The sequence below is a fragment of the Hymenobacter sp. YIM 151500-1 genome (genome assembly GCF_025979885.1).
Classification (GTDB): Bacteria; Bacteroidota; Bacteroidia; order Cytophagales; family Hymenobacteraceae; genus Hymenobacter.
On record NZ_CP110139.1, the window covers coordinates 3,648,663 to 3,674,388 of the forward strand.

General features: G+C 61.4%; 13 protein-coding genes. 8 read left to right on the forward strand and 5 right to left on the reverse strand.

From position 1 onward, the window contains the following. The first annotated feature begins 47 nt into the window (after positions 1-47). The 3 genes from OIS53_RS15270 to OIS53_RS15280 all read left to right on the forward strand — a co-directional run bounded on the left by OIS53_RS15270 (position 48) and on the right by OIS53_RS15280 (position 11,778). The gene (locus tag OIS53_RS15270; RefSeq protein WP_264679433.1) at positions 48-2,825 is read left to right on the forward strand and encodes a 4-alpha-glucanotransferase; all 2,778 of its coding nucleotides are present in this window, start codon (positions 48-50) and stop codon (positions 2,823-2,825) included. A gap of 1,341 nt (positions 2,826-4,166) precedes the next feature. Continuing rightward, on the forward strand, positions 4,167-10,685 hold the full coding sequence (locus tag OIS53_RS15275; RefSeq protein ID WP_264679434.1) for an Ig-like domain-containing protein: 6,519 nt from the start codon (positions 4,167-4,169) through the stop codon (positions 10,683-10,685). Between the two features lie 130 nt (positions 10,686-10,815). After that, complete coding sequence (locus tag OIS53_RS15280; RefSeq protein WP_264679435.1) at positions 10,816-11,778, forward strand: NAD(P)/FAD-dependent oxidoreductase; 963 nt, start codon at positions 10,816-10,818, stop codon at positions 11,776-11,778. A gap of 123 nt (positions 11,779-11,901) precedes the next feature. Here the strand turns inward: OIS53_RS15280 and OIS53_RS15285 are convergent, their stop codons facing one another. Next, on the reverse strand, positions 11,902-12,591 hold the full coding sequence (locus OIS53_RS15285; protein ID WP_264679436.1) for an outer membrane beta-barrel protein: 690 nt from the start codon (positions 12,589-12,591) through the stop codon (positions 11,902-11,904). Beyond that, a complete protein-coding gene (locus tag OIS53_RS15290; protein WP_264679437.1) occupies positions 12,591-13,580 on the reverse strand; it encodes a hypothetical protein in 990 nt (329 codons plus the stop codon). Before OIS53_RS15290 ends, OIS53_RS15285 begins: the two co-directional genes overlap by 1 nt. Before the next feature lie 237 nt (positions 13,581-13,817). Here OIS53_RS15290 and OIS53_RS15295 point away from each other — a divergent pair, with 237 nt between their 5' ends. Continuing rightward, complete coding sequence (locus tag OIS53_RS15295; protein ID WP_264679438.1) at positions 13,818-16,328, forward strand: DUF5686 and carboxypeptidase-like regulatory domain-containing protein; 2,511 nt, start codon at positions 13,818-13,820, stop codon at positions 16,326-16,328. Positions 16,329-16,412: 84 nt separating this feature from the next. After that, entirely contained in the window at positions 16,413-16,688 is a 276-nt protein-coding gene (locus tag OIS53_RS15300; protein WP_264679439.1) for a hypothetical protein, read from the forward strand. A 192-nt stretch (positions 16,689-16,880) separates the two neighbouring features. On the opposite strand, the gene OIS53_RS15305 is transcribed toward OIS53_RS15300, so the two are convergent. From OIS53_RS15305 to OIS53_RS15315, 3 genes are all read right to left on the reverse strand, one after another. Then, positions 16,881-18,347, reverse strand: a complete 1,467-nt coding sequence (locus OIS53_RS15305; protein WP_264679440.1) for a TlpA family protein disulfide reductase — start codon at positions 18,345-18,347, stop codon at positions 16,881-16,883. 284 nt (positions 18,348-18,631) lie between these two features. Continuing rightward, on the reverse strand, positions 18,632-20,032 hold the full coding sequence (radA, locus tag OIS53_RS15310; RefSeq protein ID WP_264679441.1) for a DNA repair protein RadA: 1,401 nt from the start codon (positions 20,030-20,032) through the stop codon (positions 18,632-18,634). A 346-nt stretch (positions 20,033-20,378) separates the two neighbouring features. Beyond that, positions 20,379-21,149 carry a PPK2 family polyphosphate kinase gene (locus tag OIS53_RS15315; protein ID WP_264679442.1) on the reverse strand — a complete coding sequence of 257 codons (771 nt, stop codon included), beginning with the start codon at positions 21,147-21,149 and terminating at the stop codon, positions 20,379-20,381. 199 nt (positions 21,150-21,348) lie between these two features. Between OIS53_RS15315 and OIS53_RS15320 the strand changes: the two genes are divergently transcribed. The 3 genes from OIS53_RS15320 (at position 21,349) to OIS53_RS15330 (ending at position 25,490) form a co-directional block, all read left to right on the forward strand. Beyond that, positions 21,349-21,783 (forward strand): DUF2846 domain-containing protein, encoded by a 435-nt coding sequence (locus tag OIS53_RS15320; RefSeq protein ID WP_264679443.1) that lies wholly within the window; start codon positions 21,349-21,351, stop codon positions 21,781-21,783. A gap of 317 nt (positions 21,784-22,100) precedes the next feature. Then, on the forward strand, positions 22,101-23,483 hold the full coding sequence (locus OIS53_RS15325) for a sensor histidine kinase (RefSeq protein WP_264679444.1): 1,383 nt from the start codon (positions 22,101-22,103) through the stop codon (positions 23,481-23,483). 354 nt (positions 23,484-23,837) lie between these two features. Beyond that, on the forward strand, positions 23,838-25,490 hold the full coding sequence (locus tag OIS53_RS15330; protein ID WP_264679445.1) for an NAD(P)/FAD-dependent oxidoreductase: 1,653 nt from the start codon (positions 23,838-23,840) through the stop codon (positions 25,488-25,490). Positions 25,491-25,726 lie beyond the last annotated feature (236 nt).

A 25,726-nucleotide genomic window follows, 5' to 3' on the forward strand; every position in this document is an offset into this window, starting at 1 on the left:
AGCCCCTTATTCCCTAACTTGCGCCCCCAATCCGAAGTTAACCCCGAATGATTCTTCGTTTTACCCTGCCCTTCCGCACTGCCTGGGGCCAGCGCCTGGTGGTGTGCGGTGGATTGCCCAGCCTGGGCAGCTGGAACCTCGCCGAGGCGCTGAGCCTGCATTACGCCCCCGACGCTGGCACCTGGAGCCAGGAAATCAGCCTCCCCGACGATCAGCTGGGCACGGTAGAGTATAAGTATGTACTGCTGGATGAGCGCGACGGCGGCCAGAACTGGGAGTGGGGCCCCAACCGCACCATCACCGCTGATGCCGGCCGCTTCACCCGCATCGTACTCGAAGACTTCTGGCGGGCCCCCGCCCTGCCCGAAAACGAGCTGCACACCGCCGCCTTCACCCGCGCCCTCATGCGCCGTCCGGAAAAGAAGGGTGTTGCTTCAGCAACAACTATAACGGCGTCGTCTGGCTCCCCCCCTCTTTTGGAGAGGGGGCCGGGGGGTGAGGCAACCGTCCGCTTCCAGCTCACGGCTCCGCGCGTCGACTCCGACCACCTGCTCTGTGTGCTCGGCTCCGACCCGGCGTTGGGTGCCTGGGACGCTCAAAAGGCCGTCATCCTCTCCGACGAAAGCTACCCCACGTGGTGCGCCGATGTAGCGCTGGAAAATCCGGAACGCACCGTGCAGTACAAGTACGGCATCTGGGACCCGCGCGAAAAGAAAATCATTCACCTGGAAGCTGGCGAGGACCGGCTCATCTACCCCTCGGCGGACCGCCGCACCCTGCGCGTGAAGTCCGACGACCAGTTCCGCTATCCTACCGGCCACTGGCGCGGGGCCGGCGTGGCCCTGCCCGTGTTTGCCCTGCGCAGCCGCCGCGGCCTGGGCGTGGGCGAGTTTCCCGACCTCAAGCTGCTCGTGGATTGGGCCGTAAACACCGGCCTCCAGCTGGTGCAGGTGCTGCCCATCAACGACACTGTGGCCACCCACACCTGGGTTGATTCGTACCCGTACGCGGCCATTTCGGTGTTTGCCCTGCACCCGCAGTACCTCAGCCTCGAGGCCGTGGCCGAGTTGCAGGACCCCGCCGCCCGCCAGGAGCTGGAACGCCTGCGCGACGAGCTGAATGCCAAGGACTTCGTGGACTACGAGCCGGTGATGCAGGCCAAGTGGCGCTTCATCCGGCTGCTCTACCAGCAGGAAAAAGTCCGCTTCCTCCAGGACCCGGCTTTCCAAGCGTTCCGCCAGGAGCAGCGGGCCTGGCTGGAGCCCTACGCCGCCTTCTCGGCCCTGCGCGACCGGTACCAGACCGCCGACTTCCAGCAGTGGCCCGAGGAGTTTCGCACCCCCGCGCGCGTGAGCGAGCTGGTGCGCCCGGACGCCCCCGACTTCGACGACTTCGGTATCCACTTCTTCACCCAGTTCCACCTCAACCGGCAGCTGCGCGAGGCCGTGGACTACGCCCGCCAGCGCGGCGTGGTGGTGAAGGGCGACCTGCCCATTGGCATCTACCGCCACTCCGTGGATGCCTGGACCCAGCCCGAGCTGTACCACATGCACCAGCAGGCCGGCGCCCCCCCCGACGACTTTTCCGTAACCGGCCAGAACTGGCGCTTCCCTACTTACAACTGGGAGCGGATGGCCGAGGACGGCTACGCCTGGTGGAAGCAGCGCATGGGCCACCTGGCCCGTTACTTCGACGCCCTGCGCATCGACCACATCCTGGGCTTCTTCCGCATCTGGGAGATTCCGGGGCACTCCGTGGAAGGGTTGCTCGGCCACTTCTCGCCCGCCCTGCCCCTGCATCGCCACGAGATTGAGCAACGCCTGGGCTGGTTCGACTACGGCCGCCTGTGTGAGCCCTACATCCGCTGGCATATCCTCCAGGACCTGTTCCACGCCCAGGCCCAGGCCGTGTTCGACGAGTTTATGGAGGATGCCGGCCACGGCGCCATTCGGCTTAAAGAGCCGGTGCGCACCCAGCGCCAGCTTGAGGAAGTATTTGCGGAGAAGATGGCGCAGGACCCCGGCAACGTGGACCATTACACCTGGCTGCGCACGGGCCTCTACCGCTTGGTCAACGAGGTGCTGTTCGTGCCCGATGACCTCCAGGCCGACTTCTACCACCCACGCATCACGGTGCACCTGAGCCGCTCGTTTCAGGAGCTGGACGAGGAAAGCCGCCGCCGGATGTGGGACCTGTACGTGGACTTCTTCTTCCGCCGCCACGAGGACTTCTGGCGCCGCCAGGGCCTGGTGAAGCTGCCGGCCGTGCGCTTCGCCACCGATATGCTTATCTGCGGCGAAGACCTGGGCATGGTGCCCGAGTCGGTGCCCGGTGTGATGAAGGCCCTGGGTATTCTGGGCCTCAACATCCAGCGCATGCCCTCGGACCCCACCGTGGAGTTCGGCCACCCCGGCGCCGCGCCCTACCTGTCGGTGGTCAGCCCCGGCTCCCACGACATGAGCACCGTGCGCGGCTGGTGGGAGGAGGACCGCGAAAAAACCCAGCGCTTTTTCGAGTACACCCTGGGCCACCACGGCGAGCAGGCCCCGTTGTTCTGCGAGCCCTGGGTGGCCCGCGAAATCACGGCCCAGCACTTGCACTCACCCGCCATGTGGGCCATCTTCCCTTTGCAGGACCTGCTGGCCATGGACGCCCGCCTGCGCCGCCAGGACCCGCTGGCCGAGCAAATCAACGTGCCCGCCAACCCCCAGCACTTTTGGAAGTACCGCTTCCACCTCCCGCTGGAAGACCTGCGCGAGGAAGTTGGCTTCAACCAGGAAATGCGGCAGCTCGTGGAGCGCAGCGGCCGGAATCGGGTGTATTGAGTAGTTGGCGGTTGTTCTGGTGGGTCGCCTCACCCTTTGGCTCCCTCTCCAGAAAGAGAGGAGAACCAGACGAAAAAAGACGGCATACTTTCGCCTCACCACTTAATCGGCGAACCTGGACCAAGACAAAAAGCCCCACGGCCGAAAGGTCGCGGGGCTTTTGCGCGATAATTAGTTATCGATGGGGAAGCAGGTAACATTCCTGATAATACGCTTCTTCCTCTTATAGCAATGTTAGGAGCGGTAAACGCTCTAGTCTGACGGGTGCTTAAGCTGCCGGACCGGTTGCCATTAGCTAAGGTTACGCTGTCGTCGTGGTAACTGACTGTTCTAGCAGCAACCGGTCCGACAGCTTCAGCACCCGTCAAACCTAGGTAGATGACAACATCCTTACGCGACATTTCCGCGGTGAGCTTCGGGGCAAGGTCGGGGGCAGGCCTGGGGAAGACTCAGGTTCAAAGGCAGGAGCGCAGTAGCTAGGAGCGCAGTAGCAAGAAATAGAACTATACCAAGCGAATTATAAGATGCGCTGCTCGGAGGCGGCGTTGGCAGGGCGGCTGGTGGCGGTGTAGCGGAAGGTAACCGTTGGGGTTGGGGCTCATACAGGCGGATAGGCGTACCGGTAGGTAATTGAGCTGCCACGGTGTATGAGGCGCGGCAGTGCGAATTAATACTCCACATTCATTTATCGAGCAAAGCAGACAGTTTGCCGAAAAGAAGCGCGCTTCTACGGACGTGGAAGTAGTTTTGGTTTCGCGCAATCAATATGGGCGACTGGAAACGTCAACTCTTCATCCATTCATACCTTTCATGAAAACATCTTTACGAATATTAGGGCTTCTGCTGGCCCTGGTACCCTTGGGAGTTTTACCAGCCTGGGCGCAGGTCACGCGCACACTGGACTTCTCCAATGCCAGCTACGGGGGTAGTTGGGTAAACAGAGCGGCCACGGCGGTTCCGGTTGGCTCCACGGTCACTACTGTTAGCAGCGCCTACAATGTTAACGGTAGCGGGACAGTTGCGGGAACTGGCGCCACCAACGGTACCTATTCTTTTTCTACCGGCACTCTTAATGGTGTCACCACACTGTTCTGGGTAGTTAATTACCCTGCTGGCTCCAACAAGACGTCTAGAGTAACCTTTACTTTCAATCGTCCACTGGCCAATTTTAGGGTTCAGGTTCAGGATATTGACAGAAATGACGCTGCTGGTACTTCCTTTGTCGATAGAGTGACTTTTGAAGGGGCCAATGGCGGCACAGCCGTAACGCCAAGCCTGGCTGCGTCTTTACCAACGGCGGGTGCTATCAACGGAAATACCGCTGAGGGTAATACTGCTAACTTGACAGCTAGCAATACTACTATTACGGCTTCCTTCGCCAACCCGATTACCAGCTTGACCCTCACTTATCAGAATACCTCTGGTGCTAATGATGTAGGACAGCAAGGTATCGGCATCAACAATATGTCGTGGAATGCGGCGCTGCCGGTGGCCAACAACGTCACCAACGCCGCTACTTTGGCCAGCACTGCCGGCCAGACGGATATCGACAACCCGAGTGCCACACTCGATGGCGGGACGGTCAATAGCTACACCATCACGCAGGTTCCGTCGGCTAACCAGGGTATCCTGTACTACAACTCGACCGGCACCACGTACGTGGCCGTAGCGGCTAGCCAAGTGCTGACCGCTGCGCAGGCAGCCAGCCTTCAGTTCGACCCTGCTTCCACCTTTGCGGGTGGTAACGTTCAGTTTCGCTACACAGTAACCGACGATGCCGGCCAGACCTCGGCTTCGGCTTCGGCGGCTACGTTTACTATTCCGATTGCCGCCATTGCTGCCCCTGCTACCTGCGGCGTTTCATATTTCGATAATACCAACTCGTTCAGCGGCCTCACGGCGGAATACTACACGGGGTATTTCAACGACAATCTGTCGTTCTTTAACAGCAATACGCCCAAACTGCGGCGCGTAGATGCTCAGGTAAACTTTACCACTAACACTTTCGGTGACCTGGTGGCGAGCGGCGCGGCTGATAACTCTGTCGCTGACCCTAACAACTTCAGCGCCCGGTATCGGGGCAGCATCTTTATTGCTACGGCCGGTACGTACACGTTCGACGTGTTCTCGGACGATGCCAGTTACATGTGGATTGACGGGGATGCGCTGCAAGCCGTTCCTTCTCTTGCTACGGCCATCGTCAACAACGCAGGTAGTCATGCGCCGCAGTCAGCCCCTACTAAGGTGGCCGTGAACCTGTCGAGAGGGCTGCACAACATTCTGATTTTCTACGGTGAAGGCGGGGGTGGCAACTCGGTTGAACTGCGCTACTTCGCTGCTCCCGCGGGCTCGGGCATTACGGCCAACTCGGTGGTGCCCAGCTCGGTGCTGTGCGCCGGCAGGTCGGGGCTGCCCCCGGTGGCGAACAACATCACGAATACCTCTACTATTTTCCGGACGGCGGGTCAGACCCTCATTTCGGAGCTTGACGCTTCGGACGCCGACGGTACTATTGCCTCCTACACCATCAGAACCTTGCCGACAGCCGCTAGCGGCGTACTCTACTACAACACCACCGGCACCACCTATGCAGCCGTAACCGTTGGTCAGGTATTGACGCTGGACCAAGCGACTTCCCTCCGGTTTGACCCCGCGCCGAACTTCGTCGGCAACGCCACCTTTACGTATTCGGCCACCGATAACTCGGGGTTTGAGTCTAACTCGGATGCTACCTACACGATTCCGATAACCGACGTGGTGGTAACCGCCCGCAACGACAGCTACGAGGTGCCGAAGAACACGGCCGTAACCGGCAACGTTATCCTCAACGACACCGAGCCGAGCTACGCGCCGCTGGTTGCCTCGAGAGTAACGAACCCCGCTAATGGTACGGTTACGGTAAATGCCAACGGCACCTACACGTATACGCCCAATACCGGCTACACCGGCACGGATAGCTTCACCTACCGTGTGTGTAGTTCCGTTACCACTACGCAGTGCGCCACGGCTACTGTGAACCTGCGTATTTACGACTCGGGCGCCGCCTGTACTTCCTCGACCGGACCAAACCTGCTGGAAAACCCGGAGTTCACCAATGGCGACACTGGCTTTACCAGTGACTACAACTACGTGTCGGCGGCGGCCAATGCGGCCACTACTAATGGTAACAGGGGACTGGTGCCAGAAAATACCTATGCGGTAGACGCCAATGCCAACACCTACCACCAAGCCTTCCAGGGCACCGACTATGACGGCACCGGCAGGTTCCTGATGATTAACGGCTCGGCGACCATCCAGCGGATGTATTCGCAGACTATTACGGTACAGCGGAACCGCTACTACACCTTCTCGGCCTACTTCAACAACCTGCTGCCTCCGGGCAGCGCCAACGGCCTGCCAGAAGTTGGTTTCGTAATTAACGGCACCGGTGTATCCAGCACGCAGGTTGTTCAGGAGTCGCCGGACCGGTGGGTGAAGTATTCCAGCATCTGGTACTCGGGCAACAACACGACGGCCATCTTCGAAATCCGCAACGTGTCGACGGTAGCAGGTGGCAACGACTTGGGCATCGACCACGTGTACTTCGGTACCTGTAACGTGCCCCCGGTAGCTAACAGTGACCTGAGAACCACGCTGCCTGGCACTACGGTATCTTTTTCGGCCACCGGTAACGATGTAGACGGGGACGGTACGCTGAACCTGAGCTCGGTTGACCTCGACCCGGCCGCTGCCAACCAGCAAACCAGCGTTGTGGTAAGCGGCAAAGGCACCTTCACGGTGGACGCTAGTGGCAATGTAACCTTTGCGCCGGTACCGGGCTTCACGGGCACGGCTTCTATCCCGTACACGATAATTGATAACGACGGCGCCATCAGCAACCCCGGCACCCTGACCGTGACGGTACAGTACCCGCCGATTGACCTGGCCACTACCATTAGTGCCAGCCCCACGGCTACCGTGACGGCCGGCCAGAACCTGACCTACACCGTAGTTGCCACCAACAACGGCCCGTCCGTGGCTTCCAACGTAAGAGAAACCGTGACGCTGCCCGCCGGCCTGGCCAGCAACGGCAACACGGTAACGTTTACCATCAACGGCGCGGCCAGCACGGCTCCAACCTACGACAACACCACGGGTGTCGTGACGTTCCCAACCATTGGCACTCTGGCTTCGGGCAGCAACACTACCTACACCATTGCGGTAAGAGCTCCCGGAGCGGGCCCAATTACGGCCGTAGCCGCCGTAGTCGCCGACAACTCGGACACCAACACGGCTAACAACACAGCCAGCACCTCGGTGGCCGTTGCTCCGGTATACGACGTGGCAACGACCATTACGGGCCCCACGAGCGTAGTTTCCGGCAATCTGGCCACCTACACCGTGGCAACTACTAACCTGAATACGACGGGGGCTTTATCGCCGGCGCCGAACGTATTGCAGACGGTGCAGCTGCCAACGGGCCTAACCAACGTGTTCGTATCGAACAACGGTACCTACAATAGCTCTACTGGTGTTGTGACGTTCCCGGTGCTGGCCTCACTGCCGCTGGGACAAACGGTCCTGAACACCATCAGCTTCCCGGCTACCGGGGCAGTTACGGCTTCGGCTACGGTGGTGGGCAACTTCGGCGGCACTACTAACGCCGGGGACATCAGCACGGCCAACAATGCCCGGACGGCCACGGCTACAAGCGTGACAGCCGCCACTACTGCTTCAGCAAACCTGACGGCTACCATCAGCACGTCTACGCCTAGCGTAAATCCCAACGGCACGGCTACCATCACGGCTACTGTGCAAAATAATGGTCCGAGCGCCGCTACCAACGTGGTGCAGCGGATTGTGCTGGTACCTGGTTTGGTGGCCGGCTCTACGCTTACAGGCCTGCCGACCGGGGCCACCTACGACACCAACACCGGCATCGTAACGCTGGCTACAGCCTCTTCGCTGGCTATTGGCGCGCAGCAAACGGCTACCCTGCAATTCCGGGTTCCGGCTAGCGGCGTGGTGCTGGCCGCTACCAGCGTCAGCAGCGCCACCTCCGACCCGGTGGCTGCCGACAACGTGGCTTCCACGAAAGTGACGATTGGCTCGGTTGCGGATATTAGCACTGCCTTGGCAGGCCCGGCTACGGCCCTGGCTGGTCAGCGTATGGCTTATGCTGTTACCACTACCAACAACAGCGGGGCTCTGGCCTCGAACGTAATGCAAACGGTGAGCATTCCGGCCGGCCTGACCGACGTTAGCGTGTCGGGTGGCGGTATGTACGATGCGGCTACCGGCGTGGTAACCTTCACGCTGGGCGCTTTGCCCGCGGGTAGCCAGCAGGTGAATTCTATTTCCTTCAGCACGGCCAGCACCGGTAACATCCTGGCTACGGCCAGCGTTGGGACCACCACGCTTGAAAGCTCTGCTACTAATAACCGGGCAACGGTTACCACTGCGGTACAGTCCTCGGTTGATGTTACGGTAAGCGTAAATGGTCCGGCTTCTACGCCGGTGTTCAGCCCCGCTACCTACGTAGTGGTTACGACCAACAACGGGCCCAACTCGGCCGCTTCGGTAGCACCCACGCTGCAACTGCCAGCGGGTCTGACCGTGGTGTCGTTACCAGCTGGGGCTACATATAACTCCACTACGGGACTGGTAACGCTTGCCTCCATCAGCAATCTGGCCAGTGGTATTAGTGTCGTAAACAGCATTACCGTAGTAATGCCGGACGTAGCCCAGCTAGTGGCTGTAGCTCAGGCTTCGGTAAGCGGTACCGCCGACCGGAACCTGGATAACAACCAAGCTGGTATCACCACAGTTTCTTCTACGCCTACCGACCAAGTAGCCGACTTGAGCGTGACCCTGACTTCGTCGGCTAGCACAGTTGCCGCTGGCCAGCCCGTTACCCTAACGGCCACCTTCCGCAACGGGACACTGGATGCCGCTGTCAACGCGTTGCCTCAGCTGAGCCTGCCGGCTGGCCTGAATATTCCTGCCGGCAACATCTCAAATGGTGGTACTTACAATGCAACGACCGGCCTGGTAACCTGGCCAACGGTGGCCTCTATGGCTACCAATGCCTCGCTGTCCTACACCGTAATCGTTCCGGCACCGGGTAGTGGCACGCTGGCAGCAGCGGCGTCTATCACTTCCAGTACCTCCGATTCTGCGCCAGCCAACAATGCGGCTACTACCAGTGTGGTCATAACTGCCCAGGCTGATGTGACGACCGTGGTGAGCGGCCCAGCGGTGGTAACCGCCGGCAGCACGGTAACTTACTCGGTAGTGACGCTGAACAATGGACCTTCGGCTGCCGCCAACGTAGTGCAGCAAGTGACGCTGCCAGCTGGGGTAACTGCTGCCAACCTGCCCAGCGGGGCCAGCCAGAGCGGCACGGTCGTGACGTTTGCTACCATTGCTTCGCAGGCAGCCGGTGCTGCTGGTCAGGTAACGAATACTTTCACCATTACGGCGCCGAACACGAACTATGCTGTCGTAGGAAACGTGAGCACCGCAACCAGCGAAACGAACAGCGGCAACAACAGCTCGACGGTGAACACCACCCTGTTCAACCAACCCCCGACGGCCCTGGATGTGGTCAACTTGCTCCAAGTGCCGCAAGGCAACACGGCTGGCCAGCAGAATATTTCTCCGCTGTCCGCTACCGACGACGGCACCGTTAGCTCGTACGCTATTCTGCCTTCTTCGCTGCCGACTACCGCGCAAGGAATCGTGTACTACAACAATGGCGGTACGTACACCGCTCTGCCCACCACAGGCGCCGCTGTTCAGCTGACGACGGCGCAAGCAGCTACGCTTCGGTTTGATCCGGCTGCTGGCTTCGCGGGTAACGCCTTCTTCACCTACACGGCTACCGACAACCTGGGCAGCATATCCGCTCCGGCTCTGTACACCATTCCGGTAGCGCAGGACCTGAACGCTGTGTATGCCTACACGCCGCAGAAAGGTGGCACTACCTCGTACAACAACAACGACGTGCTGGCCTTTGTAACGGACGTGAATACGCTGCGTGCGGCTGCGTCGGGCTCGGTGTATGATGCCACAACTGGCGCCCTGCTGGCCGGAGCTAGCAACGGCCTGGCTACCACCGGTACCAACGCCACTATTCCGGCCGCCACTCGCACGACGCTGAACAACGCCGGCATCGACTTCAACTCAACTACGGGCCAGTTCTTCGTGTTGAACCGTCTGCTGCTCCGCGCCGGCACCTACACAGCTAGCGTAACGACAGTGGACCTGAACGGCGGCGTGACTACGCAAAACGTAAGCATCACCATCGGCCCCCGCCCGCTGCCCGTGACGCTGGTGGCCTTCCAGGCCCAGGCTGCGGGCAGCAGCGCCCAGCTGAGCTGGCGTACGGCCCAGGAGCTGAACAACGACCGGTTTGAGGTAGAGCGCAGCTTCGACACCCGCTCGTTCCAGGCCATCGGCACGGTGCGCGGGCAGGGCACCACTACCGCTACCACTACGTATAGCTTCACCGATGCCGACGTGGCAGCTAAGGCGCAAGGCCACCCGGTGTACTACCGCCTCAAGCAGGTGGACACCGACGGTACTACCCACTACAGCTCGGTGCAAGTGGTTTCCTTCACGGGGCAGCCGGTAACCGCTGCTGCCACGCTCTACCCTAACCCCGCCACCACGGCCACGGGTGCTACGCTGAACCTGACGACGCTGCCCGCCGGTACCTACCAGGTAACCCTGACGGATGCCGCTGGCCGCCTGGTGCAGACGCTGACCGTACCGAACAGCCTGCGGGTGCTGCCTCTGGAGACACTGCCCCAGGGCACCTACCTGGTCGGCATCCGGGGAGAAAACTACCGCACCGTGCTACGCCTGGTGAAAGAATAAGCAAATCAATTTGCCCTGCAAAAGCCCTTCTGCCGCTGGCGGAAGGGCTTTTTCGTGACCCGACGGCAAGCCCGGCCTAACCCGCGCCTGCACTAGCCGGTATAGACCTCGCACGTAGCCTTGTTTTTGTATGTCAGTTACAATCCGCCGCCACCGGCCGGCCGGTCAGTCCTTGACCGATGTAGATGTGGTCATTATAGGAGCCGGCAGCGCCGGCCTGAACGCGGCCCTGGTGCTGGGGCGCTGCTTGCGCCGGGTGCTGGTGTGCGACGGGGGGCGCCCCCGCAACACCGAGTCGCCGGCCGTGCAGGGCTTCCTGACCCGCGACGGTACCAAGCCCGCCGAGCTGCTGCGCCTGGCCCGCGAGCAGCTTCGGCCCTACGAGTCGGTGGAAATCCGGCCGGCCCGCGTAACGGCGCTGGCGCGGCAGGGCCACCTGTTTGAGCTAAAGCTGGAGGGCGAAACCGGCCGCCCGTCCACCGTCACGGCCCGCAAGGTGCTGCTGGCTACCGGCGTCGAAGACGAGCTGCCGCCCATCGACGGCATGCGCCAGCTCTGGGGCAAGGGCGTGCTGCACTGCCCCTACTGCCACGGCTGGGAAGTGCGCGACCAGCCCCTGGCCGTGTACGGGCGGGCAAAGATGGTAACGGGCCTGGCCCTGCTGGTGAGCCGCTGGAGCAAGGACGTCGTGGCCTGCATCGATGGACCCGGCGTCCTGACTGAAAACGCCCGCCGCCGCCTGCACCGCCAGAAAATCAAGATTCGGGAGGAGCCGGTGGTGCGCCTGGAAGGCACCGCCTCGGGCCAGTTGCAGTGCATCGTCTTTGAGTCGGGTGAGAAACTGGAGCGGGCGGCCGTGTTCATCCACGCCCACCAGCACCAGCGCACCACGCTCATTGAGCAGATTGGCTGCCGCATCACCAGCAAAGGCGCCGTGTGGGTTAGTAAAACGCAGCAAACCTCCGTTCCCGGCCTCTACGCCGCCGGCGACAACACTCCTGGCCTCCAGCAAGCCATCCTGGCCGCCGCCGACGGAGCCCGCGCTGCCATCCACATCAACGAAACCCTGACGCGGGAAGAGTGCCCGAAGTAGGGGGTGGTGAGTAAGCAAGACACCCCGCCCGGCGGATACGCTGCTGTGCGGGGTGTCCTGTTGAGACGTACTCTGCCAGATGGGAACTATTTACCAGTGCCTGAGTAAAGAACAACCGGAAGCTCACCTGATATTATACCGCATTCCAATGCTGAGCGCACTGGTGCCGCCCCACTTGGGTATGAGCAGATACCGGGCAACCGATGGCGACAAGCCAGCCGTATTTCTGCTGATGGTAGCGTCGGACACGAGTTCCAGTCGTTTTTTTCTCCCAAGCGCGTACCGCAGCCCTAGGCCCCCTGTGGCATAAGTTGCAGTAGCTTTCTCGGAAGATTGAACATCCTCCACCACTTGTCCTCCTTCAGTTGTTGTTCTGGTGCTATTAAAACGTGATTGAAGCAGTGTGACGCCGCCTAGTACATCTACCTTAAGTCGCTCAGATACTGCAACCAAGCTATATCTGGCTAAAACAGGAAGTACAGTCGTCCATTCCTCTTTTTTTCTTTTGGTTTGGCTGGGGATTCCTGCAATAGTAGTTCCGGTACTAGTTTGGTTTATTTCTTTGGTGCGATACAAGATACCCACCTGCAACGCGAGACGGGGGCTGACGAAATAGCCAATATTAACCTTGGCTGGCCCTACCGTGGGTTTATGAGGTGACCCGGAAGAATATACGAAGGCATATCGTTGGCTCGCGGCATGCAGTTCCATGTATAGCCGACGAGCAGGAAAAGGAGCCCGCTGGGCACATGCTACTGAGGCGCATAAAGTAAGCGCGCAAACCAGAACTACGGAACGAACAGGCGAATTCATTAGCGGGGCTTGGAACAGAAGTAAACGTAATCACCACCAGCGCCCTTATTTAGGTCTTGCCCATCTACAAATCTCCATCCTGATGGAGGCTGAGCATTGCTGTTGTTGGACACTAGTACGCCGACTTCTATGGGTGGCCCTTCTGCTGGGTCCTTCACCATATAGGCGTATATATAACTGCCGCCCGCCCCATCATTCAGGTCCGGCGTGTTCCATTGATTCACAAAACCTCCGGGCCGTTGAATAGGCAGCAAATTACCTAGCGGAAAATTGCCTATAAAATCTCCAAAAGGAGCTTCGAGCGTTTGTAAATTACGTACAAATCCTTCTGTCACACGATCAGTTCGTCCAAAGGAGTCGCCTAGTCGCACCCTTCTAGGATTGCGAGTAAACGTCAGATACATGGTTGCCCCACCGGCACCGCTGTTGAGGTTGGCTCTGATGCTGGTATAACCATCCATTGGATGAGCGTCTGCATCATAATTACGGGCCCACGCTATTTTTAAATCAGCTATGTATCCGTCAGGATTGTCTGTCCCATTGTACAGGGCTTGCCCTTCACTGCTCACGAAATATGTAGTAGGTCCAGGAATGAAAACGCAATCTGGATCATCAGGTCTGTCCTCGCAGGGAACCTTGAGGGTTCCCATATCGGGGAAACCACCTATACCTTTTGCATTCGCCCAGTTACTATCCAGCGTCAATCTTTTTGCGAAATCCATTTTTGGACGCGAAGAACGCTTGCCTTCCTTAGCCTCTACCCAAGTATCGTCGCTGACATACTGCCCGATAGGGTCAATGATACTTCCTGCCTTTACTTTGTTTACGAAATCTCTCCAGACAGCATTCACTTTGGCTGCCTTGGATTCCTGCGTCTGATCAGGCTTGGGAGAGGTATCATTCGTTTCCTCTTTGGAGCAGCCTATAAGACTGCCAGTAAATACTGCGGTGACTACCGTAGCAGTCCGCACACGAGAAAAAATGAGCATAGCACTTATGATTAGGTGAAAGAAAAATAAAGCCTTCTGTCTCCAAAAAAGGAGGCAGGACAACCACTTTGGCAATAGGTGTGTGAGAAGGAATTAGTCAGCAGAAGCTAGCTCTAATATGAGCGAATTAAGTAAAGATATGATGTTTTTTATAATGCCAAACATTTTTGTTTATATCTATTCATAATTACCACCTCGTATCTTTCTGGCTCGCTCTACCCTGCAAGCCGCTGATTGATGATGAAGTACGCTTATTCATTGCTGCTCCTGCTGCTAGTGGGCATACCGGGGGCGCGGGCCCAGCGCATCGTGTGCAGCGGGCACGTAACCGAAGCCGCCACCGGGCAGCCCGTGCCTTTTGCCTCCGTATTTGTGCGCGGCACCAGCCAGGGCACCACCGCCGACGACAACGGCCGGTACCAGCTCACGTTGGCCGGTCCCGCCGACACGCTGGTGGCTACGGCCATCGGCTTTGCCCCCCAGCGCAAAGCCTTGCCTGGGGGCGCCAGCCGTTTCACCGTCAACTTTGCGCTGGGGCCGGGGTCGGTGTCGCTGGGGGAAGTGGTGGTGCGGCCCCGCGAAAACCCCGCCTACGCCATTCTACGCCGGGTGCAGCAGCAGAAGCCCCGCAACGACAAGCGCCAGCTCACGGCCTTCGAGTTTGACTCCTACAACCGCACCGAAGTAAGCCTGCGCAACTTGCCCGCCCAGCTGGGCCGCCGCACGGTGCTGGGCCAGATAACTCGGGTGGCCGACAGCCTGGGCGTGCCCCGCGACTCCAGCGGCCGGCCCGTGGTGCCTATTTTCGCCTCCGAGGTGTTGTCGCGCTTCTATCAGCTCAACCAGCCCCTGCGCAAACGAGAGGTCATTCGGCAGCGCCAGCTGCGCGGCGCGGCCCCGCGCGAAGGCTCGGTGGTGTCGCAGATTTTGGGGGCCTCGTTTCAGGACTGGGACTTTTACCTGAACTGGCAGCAGCTGCTGGGCAAGGACTTTATTTCGCCCATTGCTGACGGGTGGCGGTTCACCTACGAGTACGAGCTGCAGGATTCGGTGTGGGTGGGGGAGGACTTCTGCTACCGGTTGGCCGTAGCGCCGCGCCGGCCCCAGGACCTGGCCTTTACGGGCACCATCTGGATAACCAAGGAAGGCTACGCCCTGCGCCGCCTCGACCTGCGCGTAAGCCCGCGGGCCAACCTCAACTATGTGGAGGGGGTGCAGGTAAGCCAGGAGCTGACGCCCACCCCAGCCGGACCCTGGCTGCCGCGCCGCACCCGCGTAGTCATCGGCCTCAAGCCCACTAAGGGCAGCACCGGCGTGGAGGCCCGCTTTATTACCGTCAACTCCGCCTTCGACGCAAACCAGCCGCACCCGCTGCCCTTCTACGACCGGCCCCTGGAAACCGCGCCCGAAGCCTTCCAGACGCCGGCCGACTACTTCGCCCGGCACCGCCCCGACTCGCTCAGCACCACCGAGCAGGCTACGCTGGCCGCCCTCGACTCGGTGCAGCGCCTGCCAGCCGTGCGCTCCGTGCTCGAAATAGCCGACGTGGCCGTGAACGGCTACTACCGCGCCGGCCGCTTCGATCTGGGGCCCGTGCTGAGCACCTACGGCTTCAACAACATCGAGGGGCACCGCCTGCGGGTAGGCTTCCGGACTACGCCCGAGCTGAGCCGCGACTGGCTGCTGCGCACCTACCTGGCCTACGGCACCCGCGACGGGCGCTTCAAGTACGGCCTGCGCGTGAACCGCATCCTGGACCGCCAACGCTGGACGGTGCTGGGCTTCGAGCACCGCCACGACATCGACCAGGTGGCGTTGCTCGACAACGACTACGCCCTGGAAAACCCGCTGTTCGAGGCCTCGGCCCGCCTGGGCAACATCAGCAGCGGCCGGCCCCTGCGCCGCACCCTAACCACGGTGTCGGCCCAGACCGACCTGTTTCGGGGCTTCACGCCGCGGGTGCTGCTGCGCTACCAGCACTTCACGCCCCTATATAGCTTCGCCTACTACACCGAGACACCCGCCCCCGGCGCCCCCACCGACGACCAGTTCAGCCTGGCCGAGGTGGTGCTGGAAACCCGCTACGCCCCCGACGAAGTGCTGGTGCAGGACAACCAGAACCGTCGCACGCCCATCGGGCTTAAGCGCTGGCCGGTGTTTACCCTGCGCTACACCCGCGGCGTGCACGGCCTGCTGGGGGCCGATTTCAGCTACCACAAGTTCAACCTGCTCATCGACCAGAGCATCCGCCTGGGCCAGCTGGGCCGCACCGACTACCGCCTCGACGCGGGCTACATTCCCAGCACGGTGCCGTACCCGGTGCTTAAAACCCACCTCGGCAACGAGTCCCCATTCTACAACAGCGGGGCCTTCAACCTGATGCGCTTCTTCGAGTTTGTGAGCGACCGGTACGTGGCTTTCCGGTTCGAGAACTACTTCGATGGCTTCCTGCTGAACTCGGTGCCGGCCATCCGGCAGCTCAACTGGCGGCTGGTAGCCACCGGCAATGTGCTGTGGGGCGGCGTGAGCGAGGCCAACCGCCGCATCATCCCGGCCCAGGACCCCAAAACGGGCGCTCCGTTGCCGTCTTTCCGCAGCCTGAGCCGCGCGCCCTACGCCGAGGTGGGCTACGGCATCGAGAACATTCTGAAGGTGGCGCGCGTCGACTTTCTGCACCGGCTTACGTATCGTAACTCCCCGGGAGCCCGTACCTTCGGGGTGAAAGTGAGCCTGCAATTCAAGCTCTAGCTTGCCGCTGCCTCGGTCACGCTGGCCTTTCAGTGCCCGCCAACCAGGGAATCAAACCGGCCTTTTTCTTGTAGTAGACCCAATATGCCAAAGTACGAAGTTGCCAACCTGACCCTGGCGGAAGCCACCCGCCACGCCCCGTTTATCGACTATGCCCGCTGCGTGGACGCCAGCCAGCGCCCCTACAACCACGTGGGCGACTGGCCCGAGGAAGGCCAGCTCTACCCCGTGCGCGTTGTGGAGTCGCGCACCGAGGGTATGCCGCTGGTGCACGTCCTTGGCTTCGAGGGTGAAGCCCCCTATTACAATGCCTACGGCCCTCACCGCTTCGAAATGCTGCTCACTGTCTGGCTCAATTAGAGAAGTGAGAAGGTGAGACATTATTGGAGAAGTGAGACTTTGTTTTGCTACTCATAATCCTGTTTTCAAGACGAACACCCATCTTTAGAAACAGAAAAGCCAGCCGCGGAACGCAGCTGGCTTTTCTGTTTCTAGAAGTGGTCATTAGCAAGAAGTCTCACTCCTCATGTCTCACCCTCTCACTTCTGAAAACTACTGCTTGCCTCTATCCGAGGAGTTGCTGGTGTAGGTGCTGGCTTTGCCGAAGGACTCTTTGATTTCGTCGACGGCGGCGCGGCTGCTCAGGCGCTTGGGCTTGGTGTTGAGGAAGGTGCCGTCTTCGGCCAGCAGAATGTAGCTGGGCACATCCTGAATGGCGTAGGCGCGGGCCACGGCCGAGCGCAGGCCGCCGGTGGCCCGCACGTGCACGCCCGGCAGCTTCTTGCTCACCACCAACTGCTTCCAGGCACCTTCGTTTTCATCGAGGGCAATGTTGAGGAACACGATATTCTTGCCGTCGAAGCGCTTGGCCAGCTCGGCGGCGTAGGGCAGGTCGCGCAGGGCCAGGCCGCTGGTGGTGCGCCAGAAGTTCATGTACACCAGCTTGCCCGCAAACTGCCGTAGGCTCACCGTGTCGCCCTTCGACGATACCAGCTTGAAGTTGGGAGCCGGGGCCCCGATGGCAAACGCCTTGTGCACCTCAAAGTCGTGGCGCAGCAGGGGATAATAGGTGTGCTTGGTATCCAGGGCCCGGAAGTCTTCCAGCATGGCCGCCGACTGCTTCACGTGGCCGAAGCGGAACGACTCCTGCATCACCCGCCCCATGAGCACCATCCGGATGGGGCCCGCCAGCTGGCTTTTGGCCAGCTCGTAGCACACGCGGTAAAAGTCGGGGTCGGAGCGCTGCTTGCCCTGGGTGGTGGCCATGTAGTGCACGTAGTTCAGCAAAAACTCGTGGTACAGCTCACTGCGGATGGCCGCCTCGTTGTTGATCAGCGTTTTCTCCTTGAGAAAATCGTAGTAGGTGGGCGACATATTCAGGCGGGCCTCGGTGGCCACCACCTGCTCGCGCAGGTCCTGAAAGGTCAGCCGGTCGTTGGCGTAGCTGTAGTCAATCTGGGCCTTGGCGTAGGCTTTGAAAGCAGAAGACAACGTCGGGTTGTCCTCCATATACTCCTGCAAAAACTTCTGCTCCTCTTTGCGGCGGTAGTCCAGAAACGACAGGAAGCCCGGCTCGTAGAGCATGATGTTTTCGGGCAGCACCTGAAACCCGTCATTTTCGACAAACCGCTCTTCGGTTTCCGTAAGGTAGCTGTTGGCCTCGGCTCCTTTGCCTTTAAAGCGCACCGAGCTGGCCAGGTCCGAGCCTTTGAAGCGCACATCGAGCTGGTTGCCGGGCTCCACAAACAGCTCGGCCACGTCGTCGCCGTACACGAGGTCGGCGCGGGTGGGGCCGGGTACGGTCAGGGCCAGCCGGAACTCGCCTTTGTCGTTGAGGCGGGCGTAGGTAATCTGCTCTTTGGGGTCGAGTAAATTTTCGCGCACCGACACTGCCACTGTATCAGACGTGCGGCCGCTGACCTTGCCGGTCAGCACCACCGTGCCCTGGGCCGCGCCCAGCAAAGGAAAGGCCAGCAAGCCGGCCCACAGGAATGCAGCGAAGGTATGTCGATTAGCCATCAGGAAAGCCACGCAGAAGTATTGACGATGCCGACGTTGCCCGCTGAGTCAACAGACGAGGTTAGTCAGGTATTTCGCGGTAAAAGTCAATTACTGTATCGAAGATACGGCAGAAAGGTTAAGAAAGTCCAATCTGCCGGCTAACTTTTTTCGTAACCGCCGCCTAAGCCCAAAGTTTTGAACACCCGCCTACGGGCCTTTTCCAAGCAACATAGCGACTTTACGTGAAAAGCCACGCGCGGCACTCCTTCATACTGAACGAGTTAGCGAAGCTCGTCCGTAGCTCACCCAAACAAACCCGTCAGTACGTCGTCGAGGCGGCTGGCTGGGTGCACCCGGATGCCGTAGCGGGCCAGGTCGAGGCCGCGGGCATTGAATTGAGAAATGTACATCTCGGCAAAGCCCAATTTCTCGGCCTCCGACAGGCGCTGGTCGAGGCGGCTCACGGCCCGGATTTCCCCGCTCAGGCCCACTTCCGCCGCCAGGCACACCTCACCCCGGATGGGCACGTCGTTCAGGGAGCTAACCACGGCCGCGCACACGGCCAGGTCCAGAGCCGGATCTTCGAGGCGCAGGCCGCCGGCAATGTTCAGAAACACGTCGTGCTGGCTTAGGCGCAGGCCGCTGCGCTTCTCCAGCACGGCCAGCAGCATTTGCAGGCGCTTGGCGTCGAAGCCGGTGGAGCTGCGCTGGGGCGTGCCGTAGGTAGCGGGCGTCACGAGGGCCTGCACTTCCACCAGCAACGGGCGGTTGCCTTCCAGCGTGGCCCCGATAGCCATGCCGCTCAGGCTCTCGGTACGCTGGCTCAGCAGGATTTCCGACGGATTGCTGACCTGGCGCAGGCCCGCGCCCTGCATCTCGTAGATGCCCAGCTCGGAGGTGGAGCCGAACCGGTTTTTGATGGTGCGCAGGATGCGGTAGCTCAGGTGCCGGTCGCCCTCAAACTGGAGCACCGTATCCACCATGTGCTCCAGGATTTTGGGGCCGGCAATGGAGCCATCTTTGGTAATGTGGCCGATGATGAGCACCGGCACGCCGCTTTCCTTGGCAAACTTCAGCAGCTCAGTGGTGCACTCGCGCACCTGGCTCACCGAGCCCGCCCCCGACTCCACGTGGCCCGAGTGCAGGGTCTGGATGGAGTCGATGACCACCACATTGGGCTGGAGCTGGCCGATTTGCTTGAAGATATTCTGGGTGTTGGTTTCGGTGAGGATGTAGCAGCCGGGGTGCTGGGTGCCTTCGGTAAGGCGCTCGGCCCGCATCTTGATCTGCTGCTCGCTTTCCTCACCCGAAATGTAGAGCACCTTGAGCTGGCGCAGGGTCATGGCAATCTGGAGCATGAGGGTGCTCTTGCCAATGCCCGGCTCGCCCCCGATGAGCACCAAAGAGCCCGGTACCAGCCCGCCGCCCAGCACCCGGTCCAGCTCGGCGTCGCGGGTCAGAATGCGGGGCTCTTCCTCGTAGTGTATCTCGCTGACCGGGCGGGGCTTGGCTACCTTGGTGCTGGTGCCGCCGGCCACCGCCGTGGTGGCTGTTTTCCAGGAGGCAACCGCGGCCGGCTCTTCTTTCTGAAGTACTTCCTCGACATAGGTGTTCCACTCGCCACAGCTGGGGCAGCGGCCTATCCACTTGGCCGACTGCGCCCCGCAGTTCTGGCAGAAGTAAAGCGTTTTGAGTTTGGCCATTCGATAGAGATGAGCTAGAAAGAAGAAAAGGATTTTAGCGGCAGAAAAGTTTGGTAAGAATAGAGTTTTGGCGGGAAGGCAAAGGCCAAGCAACGCGGACTGACTCCCTGCTCAGGTTATAATTCGAGAACGACGCACCCCCAGCCCCTCCGGGAGAAGGGGCCAGGCGTCAGCTGTAAGCCATAAGATGCACGCTACAAGCGCTGTTCAAGTGAGCCCTTGGTTTAAGCAAGCTTGCCGCTTGCAGCCTGAAGCTTGTAGCTCATCAGAACGCACCCCCGTCCCACCTCGCTTGACGCGCGACATCCCGCGGGGGAGGGGACGGGGGTGGGGCTGCTGCCGTGTCTTACCGTGGCCGTTCTTCCTTCGATACCGGGTACTGCGGGTTCAGGTCGGCAAGCGTGTCGCGCAGGGTGCGGGCTACTACGTAGGCTTTGTACCAGTTCTGGTCGGCGGGCACCAGGTGCCAGGGGCAGGAGGGGGGGCTGCAATGCTTGAACACGTCTTCGTACACGGCGCGGTACTGGGGCCACTGCTTGGCCTTGTCTTCGTCGCCGGCCTCATATTTCCAGCGCTTTTCGGGGTCCGTGACGCGCTCTTGCAGCCGGGCCCGCTGCTCCTCTTCCGACACGTGCAGGTAGAACTTGAGCACCGTGGTGCCGGCCTGCTGCAACAGCTTTTCGAAGTTGTTGATGGCTTCAAACCGCCGCTGGGCTTCTTCCTTGTTCACCAGCCCCAGCACCCTGGTAATCAGCACGTCTTCGTAGTGTGAGCGGTTGAAGACGTGGATCATGCCTTTGGGCGGCACTTGCTGGTGCACCCGCCACAGAAAATCGTGGGCCAGCTCCAGCTCGGTAGGCTCCTTAAACGAGTACACCCGCACGCCTTGGGGGTTGAGGCCGCTGAATACCCGCCGGATCAGGCCGTCTTTGCCGCTGGCGTCCATGCCTTGCAGCACCACCAGCACACTGCGCCGGTTTTCGGCGTAGAGGCGTTTTTGCAGCTCCACTAGCTCCTGCTGAAGCTGCTGCATTTGCTGGAGCGTGTCGTCCTTGTGAACCCCATCCGGGGCCCGGCTGGGCAGCGTGGCGAGGTTGACGGCGGCGGGAGTTTTCATAGGTCAAGGAAAAAGGTGAAGCAACGCAGAGCTTGGTTAGGCCCGCTCCGGCAGCCGCACGTCGGGCGCATCTGGCGGGCTGGGCTACGTGGGCACTGCACAGGATGCAGGATGGTCTTTCTACTTCCTAAGCAGCCTAAAGTTGTAGAATAAACAGATGCGTCTATCTTTAGCCAAGATTTACCTAACCAATCAACCTATGCGCATTCTGCTGTTACCCTTTTTGCTAGCCGTAACCGCCGGCACGGCCACTGCCCAGACACAAGCAATAACCCCGTCGCCGGATTCGGCCACGGTGGTGTTCTACCGGCCTCCTATGTTTGCGCAGGCCGCCACTAATTTCACCGTACGGGCCAATGGCGCCGAGCTGTGCCGCCTCAGCAACAAGCGCTACTTCGTGGTACGCCTCAAGCCCGGCCCTACCACGTTCACGTCGGTAGCCGGCGGCCTGAACCTGCCCGACAAGGACAACCTCGACCTGAAGCTGGAGCCCAACAAGGTATACTACGTGCAGGGAGACGTAAAAAACCGCCTGATGACGACGGCAATGGTGTTTACGGAAGTCACTGAATCGACGGCGGCTAAGAAAATGACCGACCTGAAGCGGGACAACTGCGGAGCTGGCCAGCCGTAAACGCTTGGGTGCCGCCCGCACCTGCCGCCCCCGTCCGGTTACGCGCCAGTCGGGGGCGGTTGCGCGTTGTTGGCGTGCGTCCCCGTAATTAGAAGCTGCGCCCCCGGCTGCGGCGGCTTCGTCTGTTTTCGTCTGGTAAAGTACACGCCTGGGCTGTGCGTCTTAAGCTGTCGAAGGCTGCCCGTGGCCCTCGCGCCCGGCCTGCATCCGGGAAGATACTGCATGTGGTGGGCCGGCGTGTGCTTCACCCAAATACGTCTAATCATCCGTACTTCTGGCTTCTCTTCTGAAAGGTGCCAGCGTTGAGTGCCCGTACCATGCTCACTGCCCAAGACCTAACCAGCGTTGCCGCCTTCGCCGACCTGCCCCCGGAAACCCTGGAGTGGCTGGCCCAGCACGGGGAAGTGCGCGACTTCACCGCCGGCACCGAAATCTTCCGGCCCGGCGACCCGGCCCAGTACCTGACGGCCATGCTGCACGGCGGCATGCAGTTCTACGCCGTGCGCAACGGCCAGCGAGAGCCGGGCTTCCGGCAGGAGGCAGGCCAGGTCAGCGGGGTGCTGCCCTATTCCCGCCTGCGCGAAATCAAAGGCTACGGCGTGGCCATCGGCGACACCCGCCTCTACCTGCTGGACCGTGACAAGTTTCCGGAGCTGGAGCGCCAGAGCCCCGAGCTGGTGCAGCGCCTGGTGGGCCTGATGAGCGACCGGGCCCGGCTGGAGGCCCGTACCCAGGAACGCGACGAGAAGCTGCGGGCCCTGGGCAAGCTCTCGGCCGGCCTGGCTCACGAGCTGAACAACCCCGCCGCCGCCATTGTGCGCGGGGCCGAAACCCTGAACCACAGCCTGCTGCGCCTGCCCGAGCTGCTGCTGGAGCTGGTGGGCCACTGCCCCGACCCCGCTTCCATCGGCGCCCTGACCCAGCTGGCCGCTGCCCCCGTGCCCGAGCGGGCCACCCTCAGCCCCCTGGAGCGGGCCGACCAGGAAGACGCCCTGGCTGAGTGGCTGGAAGAGCAGCAGGTGCCCGACGGCTACCAGCTGGCCTCCGGCCTTCTCGACGCCGGCCTGAGCCCCGACAGTCTGGCCCCGGTGCTGACTGCCCTACCCGCCCACTCCCGGCCCGTGGCGCTGGCCTGGCTGGAAGGCCACCTCACCATCCGGCGCCTGGTGCACGACGTGCAGGAAGCCGGAGCCCGTATCAGCACGCTGGTTGGCAACGTGAAGACCTACAGCCACATGGACCGCGCCACCGACCTGGCCCCGCTCGACGTGCATCCCGGCCTCGACAGCACCCTCAACCTGCTGGGCTTTGCCCTGCGCGAAAAGCACATCCGGGTGGTGCGCGACTATGCGCCCGGCCTGCCGCAGGTGCTGGGCCAGGCCGGCAGCCTCAACCAGGTGTGGACCAACCTGCTCGACAACGCCATCGACGCCCTGCCAGCCGAGGGAGGCGGCGAAATCACGGTGCGCACCCGCCAGGAGGGCGACTTCGTGCGGGTGTTTATTATCGACAACGGCCCCGGCATCCCGCCCGATGTGCTGCCCCGCATCCTGGAGCCGTTCTTCACCACCAAGCCCCCCGGCGAAGGCACCGGCCTCGGCCTCGACATTGCCCTGCGCCTGGTGGAGCAGCACGGCGGCACGCTGGAAGTGCAGTCGGCCCCCGGCCACACCGAGTTTTGCGTGTGGCTGCCTACGTAGGGGCGCGTTGCACGCGCCCGCCGGCTGTGGTCGGCCAGGGGTGCAGGAACTTGCTTCTATGCTTTTTGCATCTTAAACTGTTTAGGAAGTCACCAAAGGCACCTCGGCCCGTCCTGCTGAATTTGGCGTCCGCCCCGCGAAGCCTCTCCCGCTTCGGTGCAGCAGCAAGCAGGCAGCCAGCAGGCAGCCAGCAGCAGAGCTGCTTTGCTAGGCTGACTTTCGGTTCGGCTGCGCGGACGCCAAGTGAAGCAGGGCGGCCTGGTAAATCTCTGAATAGCTTCCTGTTTATGTTGAACACTCTAAGCCGCGACGGCGCCCCAACGAACGGGCGCGTGCAACGCGCCCCTACATTTTATGAAAAAGCCTGTTCTGCTTGCTGTTGATGATGACCCCCAGGTGCTCAGCGCCATCGACCGGGACCTGCGCCAGGAGTTCCGGCGCGACTACCGGGTGCTGCGGGCCGCCTCCGGCGACGAGGCCCTGACGACCATCCGGGAGCTGAAGGCCCGCGAGGAGCCCCTGGCCCTTATCCTGGCCGACCAGCGCATGCCCGGCATGGAGGGCGTGGAGCTGCTGGCCGAGGCCCGCACCCTCTACCCCGACGCCAAGCGGGTGCTGCTCACGGCCTACGCCGACACCGAAGCCGCCATCCGGGCCATCAACTCGGCCCGCCTCGACCATTACCTGATGAAGCCCTGGGACCCGCCCCAGCAGCTGCTCTACCCCACCCTGCACGACTTGCTGAAAGCCTGGGAGCTGACCTACAAGCCCCGCTTCGATGGGCTGCGGCTGATTGGGTTTCAATGGTCGCCGCTTTCCCACGACCTCAAAGACTTTCTGGCCGGCTACCTCGTCGGCTACCAGTGGCTCGACTTTGAAACCAACCCCGATGCCCGCACCCTGCTGGAAGCCAAGGGCCTGACTTCCCACGACCTACCCGTGGTGCTGCTGGAAGACGGCACGGCCCTGGCCCGCCCCACCACCACCGACGTAGCCACCCGCATTGGCCTCACCGTGCAGGCCTCCCAGGAGCTGTACGACGTAGTGGTGATTGGGGCCGGTCCTTCGGGGCTGGGCGCGGCCGTGTACGGAGCCTCGGAAGGCCTGCGCACCTTGGTGATTGAGCGCCAAGCCCCCGGCGGGCAAGCCGGCACCTCCTCCCGCATCGAAAACTACCTGGGCTTTCCGACAGGGCTGAGCGGCAGCGAGCTGGCGCACCGGGCCTGGGCCCAGGCCGTACGCCTCGGGGCCGAGTTTCTGGCCCCGCAGGAAGTAACCGAGCTGTGTGTGCAGGATGGCTACAAGGTGCTGACCCTAGCCGACGGCGGCACCGTGCGCACCCGCGCCGTAGTGCTGGCCACCGGCGTCAGCTACCGCACCCTCGACGTGCCCGGCGAAAGCCACCTGAGCGGGGCCGGCGTATACTACGGCGCCGCCCGCACCGAGGCCCGCTCCTGCGAGGAGCAGGACGTGTACATCGTGGGCGGGGGTAACTCGGCGGGCCAGGCCGCCATGTACCTGTCCACCTACGCCCGCCAGGTCTACATCCTGATTCGGGGCGAGAACCTGGCGGCCAGCATGTCGGCGTACCTGATTGAGCAGATTGCTCAGACGCCCAACATCGAGATTCTGCCTTTCACGCAGGTGCAGGAAGTGTGCGGGCAGGACCACCTGGAGGAAGTCGTCATCAACCGCAACGGCCAGGTGGAGCGGCGCCCGGCCCGGGCCCTGTTCGTATTTATCGGGGCCAAGCCCAGCACCGAATGGGTGTGCCAAACGGCCGTGTGCGACGGTAAAGGCTACGTGCTCACGGGCCGCGACCTGGTGCAGGACCCGCGCTACGGCGCCATCTGGAAGCACAACCGGGAGCCGTACCTGCTCGAAACCTGCGTGCCCGGCGTATTTGCCGCCGGCGACAGCCGCGCCGGCGCCATGGCCCGCGTGGCCTCGGCCGTGGGCGAAGGCGCCATGGCCATTAAGTTCGTGCACCAGTATTTGGATGAGTAACATCGAAGCCGTCTAGAAAGTCGGTAGCGCGTCTTGCTTTAACTGCGCCTCCGGCTGCGCTCAGTAGGGCGTGCTACCGACTTTCTAAACGACTTCGTAGGGCGCCACTGCTGCTTGTGCTACTAAGCAGCATGGCACAGCTGCCAATACGGAAACGCACGAAGAATTTTTATGGCGTTTGGTAGCTAAAGAAGGCTGTTTCTCAAGCGACGGGGCTTTTGTAACGGAAACGTTTC

Bases quoted from the DNA above. Each gene is read 5' to 3' on its own strand.
- OIS53_RS15290 (WP_264679437.1), bottom strand. From the start codon at position 13,580: ATGCTCATTTTTTCTCGTGTGCGGACTGCTACGGTAGTCACCGCAGTA.
- OIS53_RS15280 (WP_264679435.1), top strand. From the start codon at position 10,816: ATGTCAGTTACAATCCGCCGCCACCGGCCGGCCGGTCAGTCCTTGACC.
- OIS53_RS15325 (WP_264679444.1), top strand. From the start codon at position 22,101: ATGCTCACTGCCCAAGACCTAACCAGCGTTGCCGCCTTCGCCGACCTG.
- OIS53_RS15270 (WP_264679433.1), top strand. From the start codon at position 48: ATGATTCTTCGTTTTACCCTGCCCTTCCGCACTGCCTGGGGCCAGCGC.
- OIS53_RS15305 (WP_264679440.1), bottom strand. From the start codon at position 18,347: ATGGCTAATCGACATACCTTCGCTGCATTCCTGTGGGCCGGCTTGCTG.
- OIS53_RS15285 (WP_264679436.1), bottom strand. From the start codon at position 12,591: ATGAATTCGCCTGTTCGTTCCGTAGTTCTGGTTTGCGCGCTTACTTTA.
- radA (WP_264679441.1), bottom strand. From the start codon at position 20,032: ATGGCCAAACTCAAAACGCTTTACTTCTGCCAGAACTGCGGGGCGCAG.
- OIS53_RS15330 (WP_264679445.1), top strand. From the start codon at position 23,838: ATGAAAAAGCCTGTTCTGCTTGCTGTTGATGATGACCCCCAGGTGCTC.
- OIS53_RS15300 (WP_264679439.1), top strand. From the start codon at position 16,413: ATGCCAAAGTACGAAGTTGCCAACCTGACCCTGGCGGAAGCCACCCGC.
- OIS53_RS15320 (WP_264679443.1), top strand. From the start codon at position 21,349: ATGCGCATTCTGCTGTTACCCTTTTTGCTAGCCGTAACCGCCGGCACG.
- OIS53_RS15315 (WP_264679442.1), bottom strand. From the start codon at position 21,149: ATGAAAACTCCCGCCGCCGTCAACCTCGCCACGCTGCCCAGCCGGGCC.
- OIS53_RS15295 (WP_264679438.1), top strand. From the start codon at position 13,818: ATGATGAAGTACGCTTATTCATTGCTGCTCCTGCTGCTAGTGGGCATA.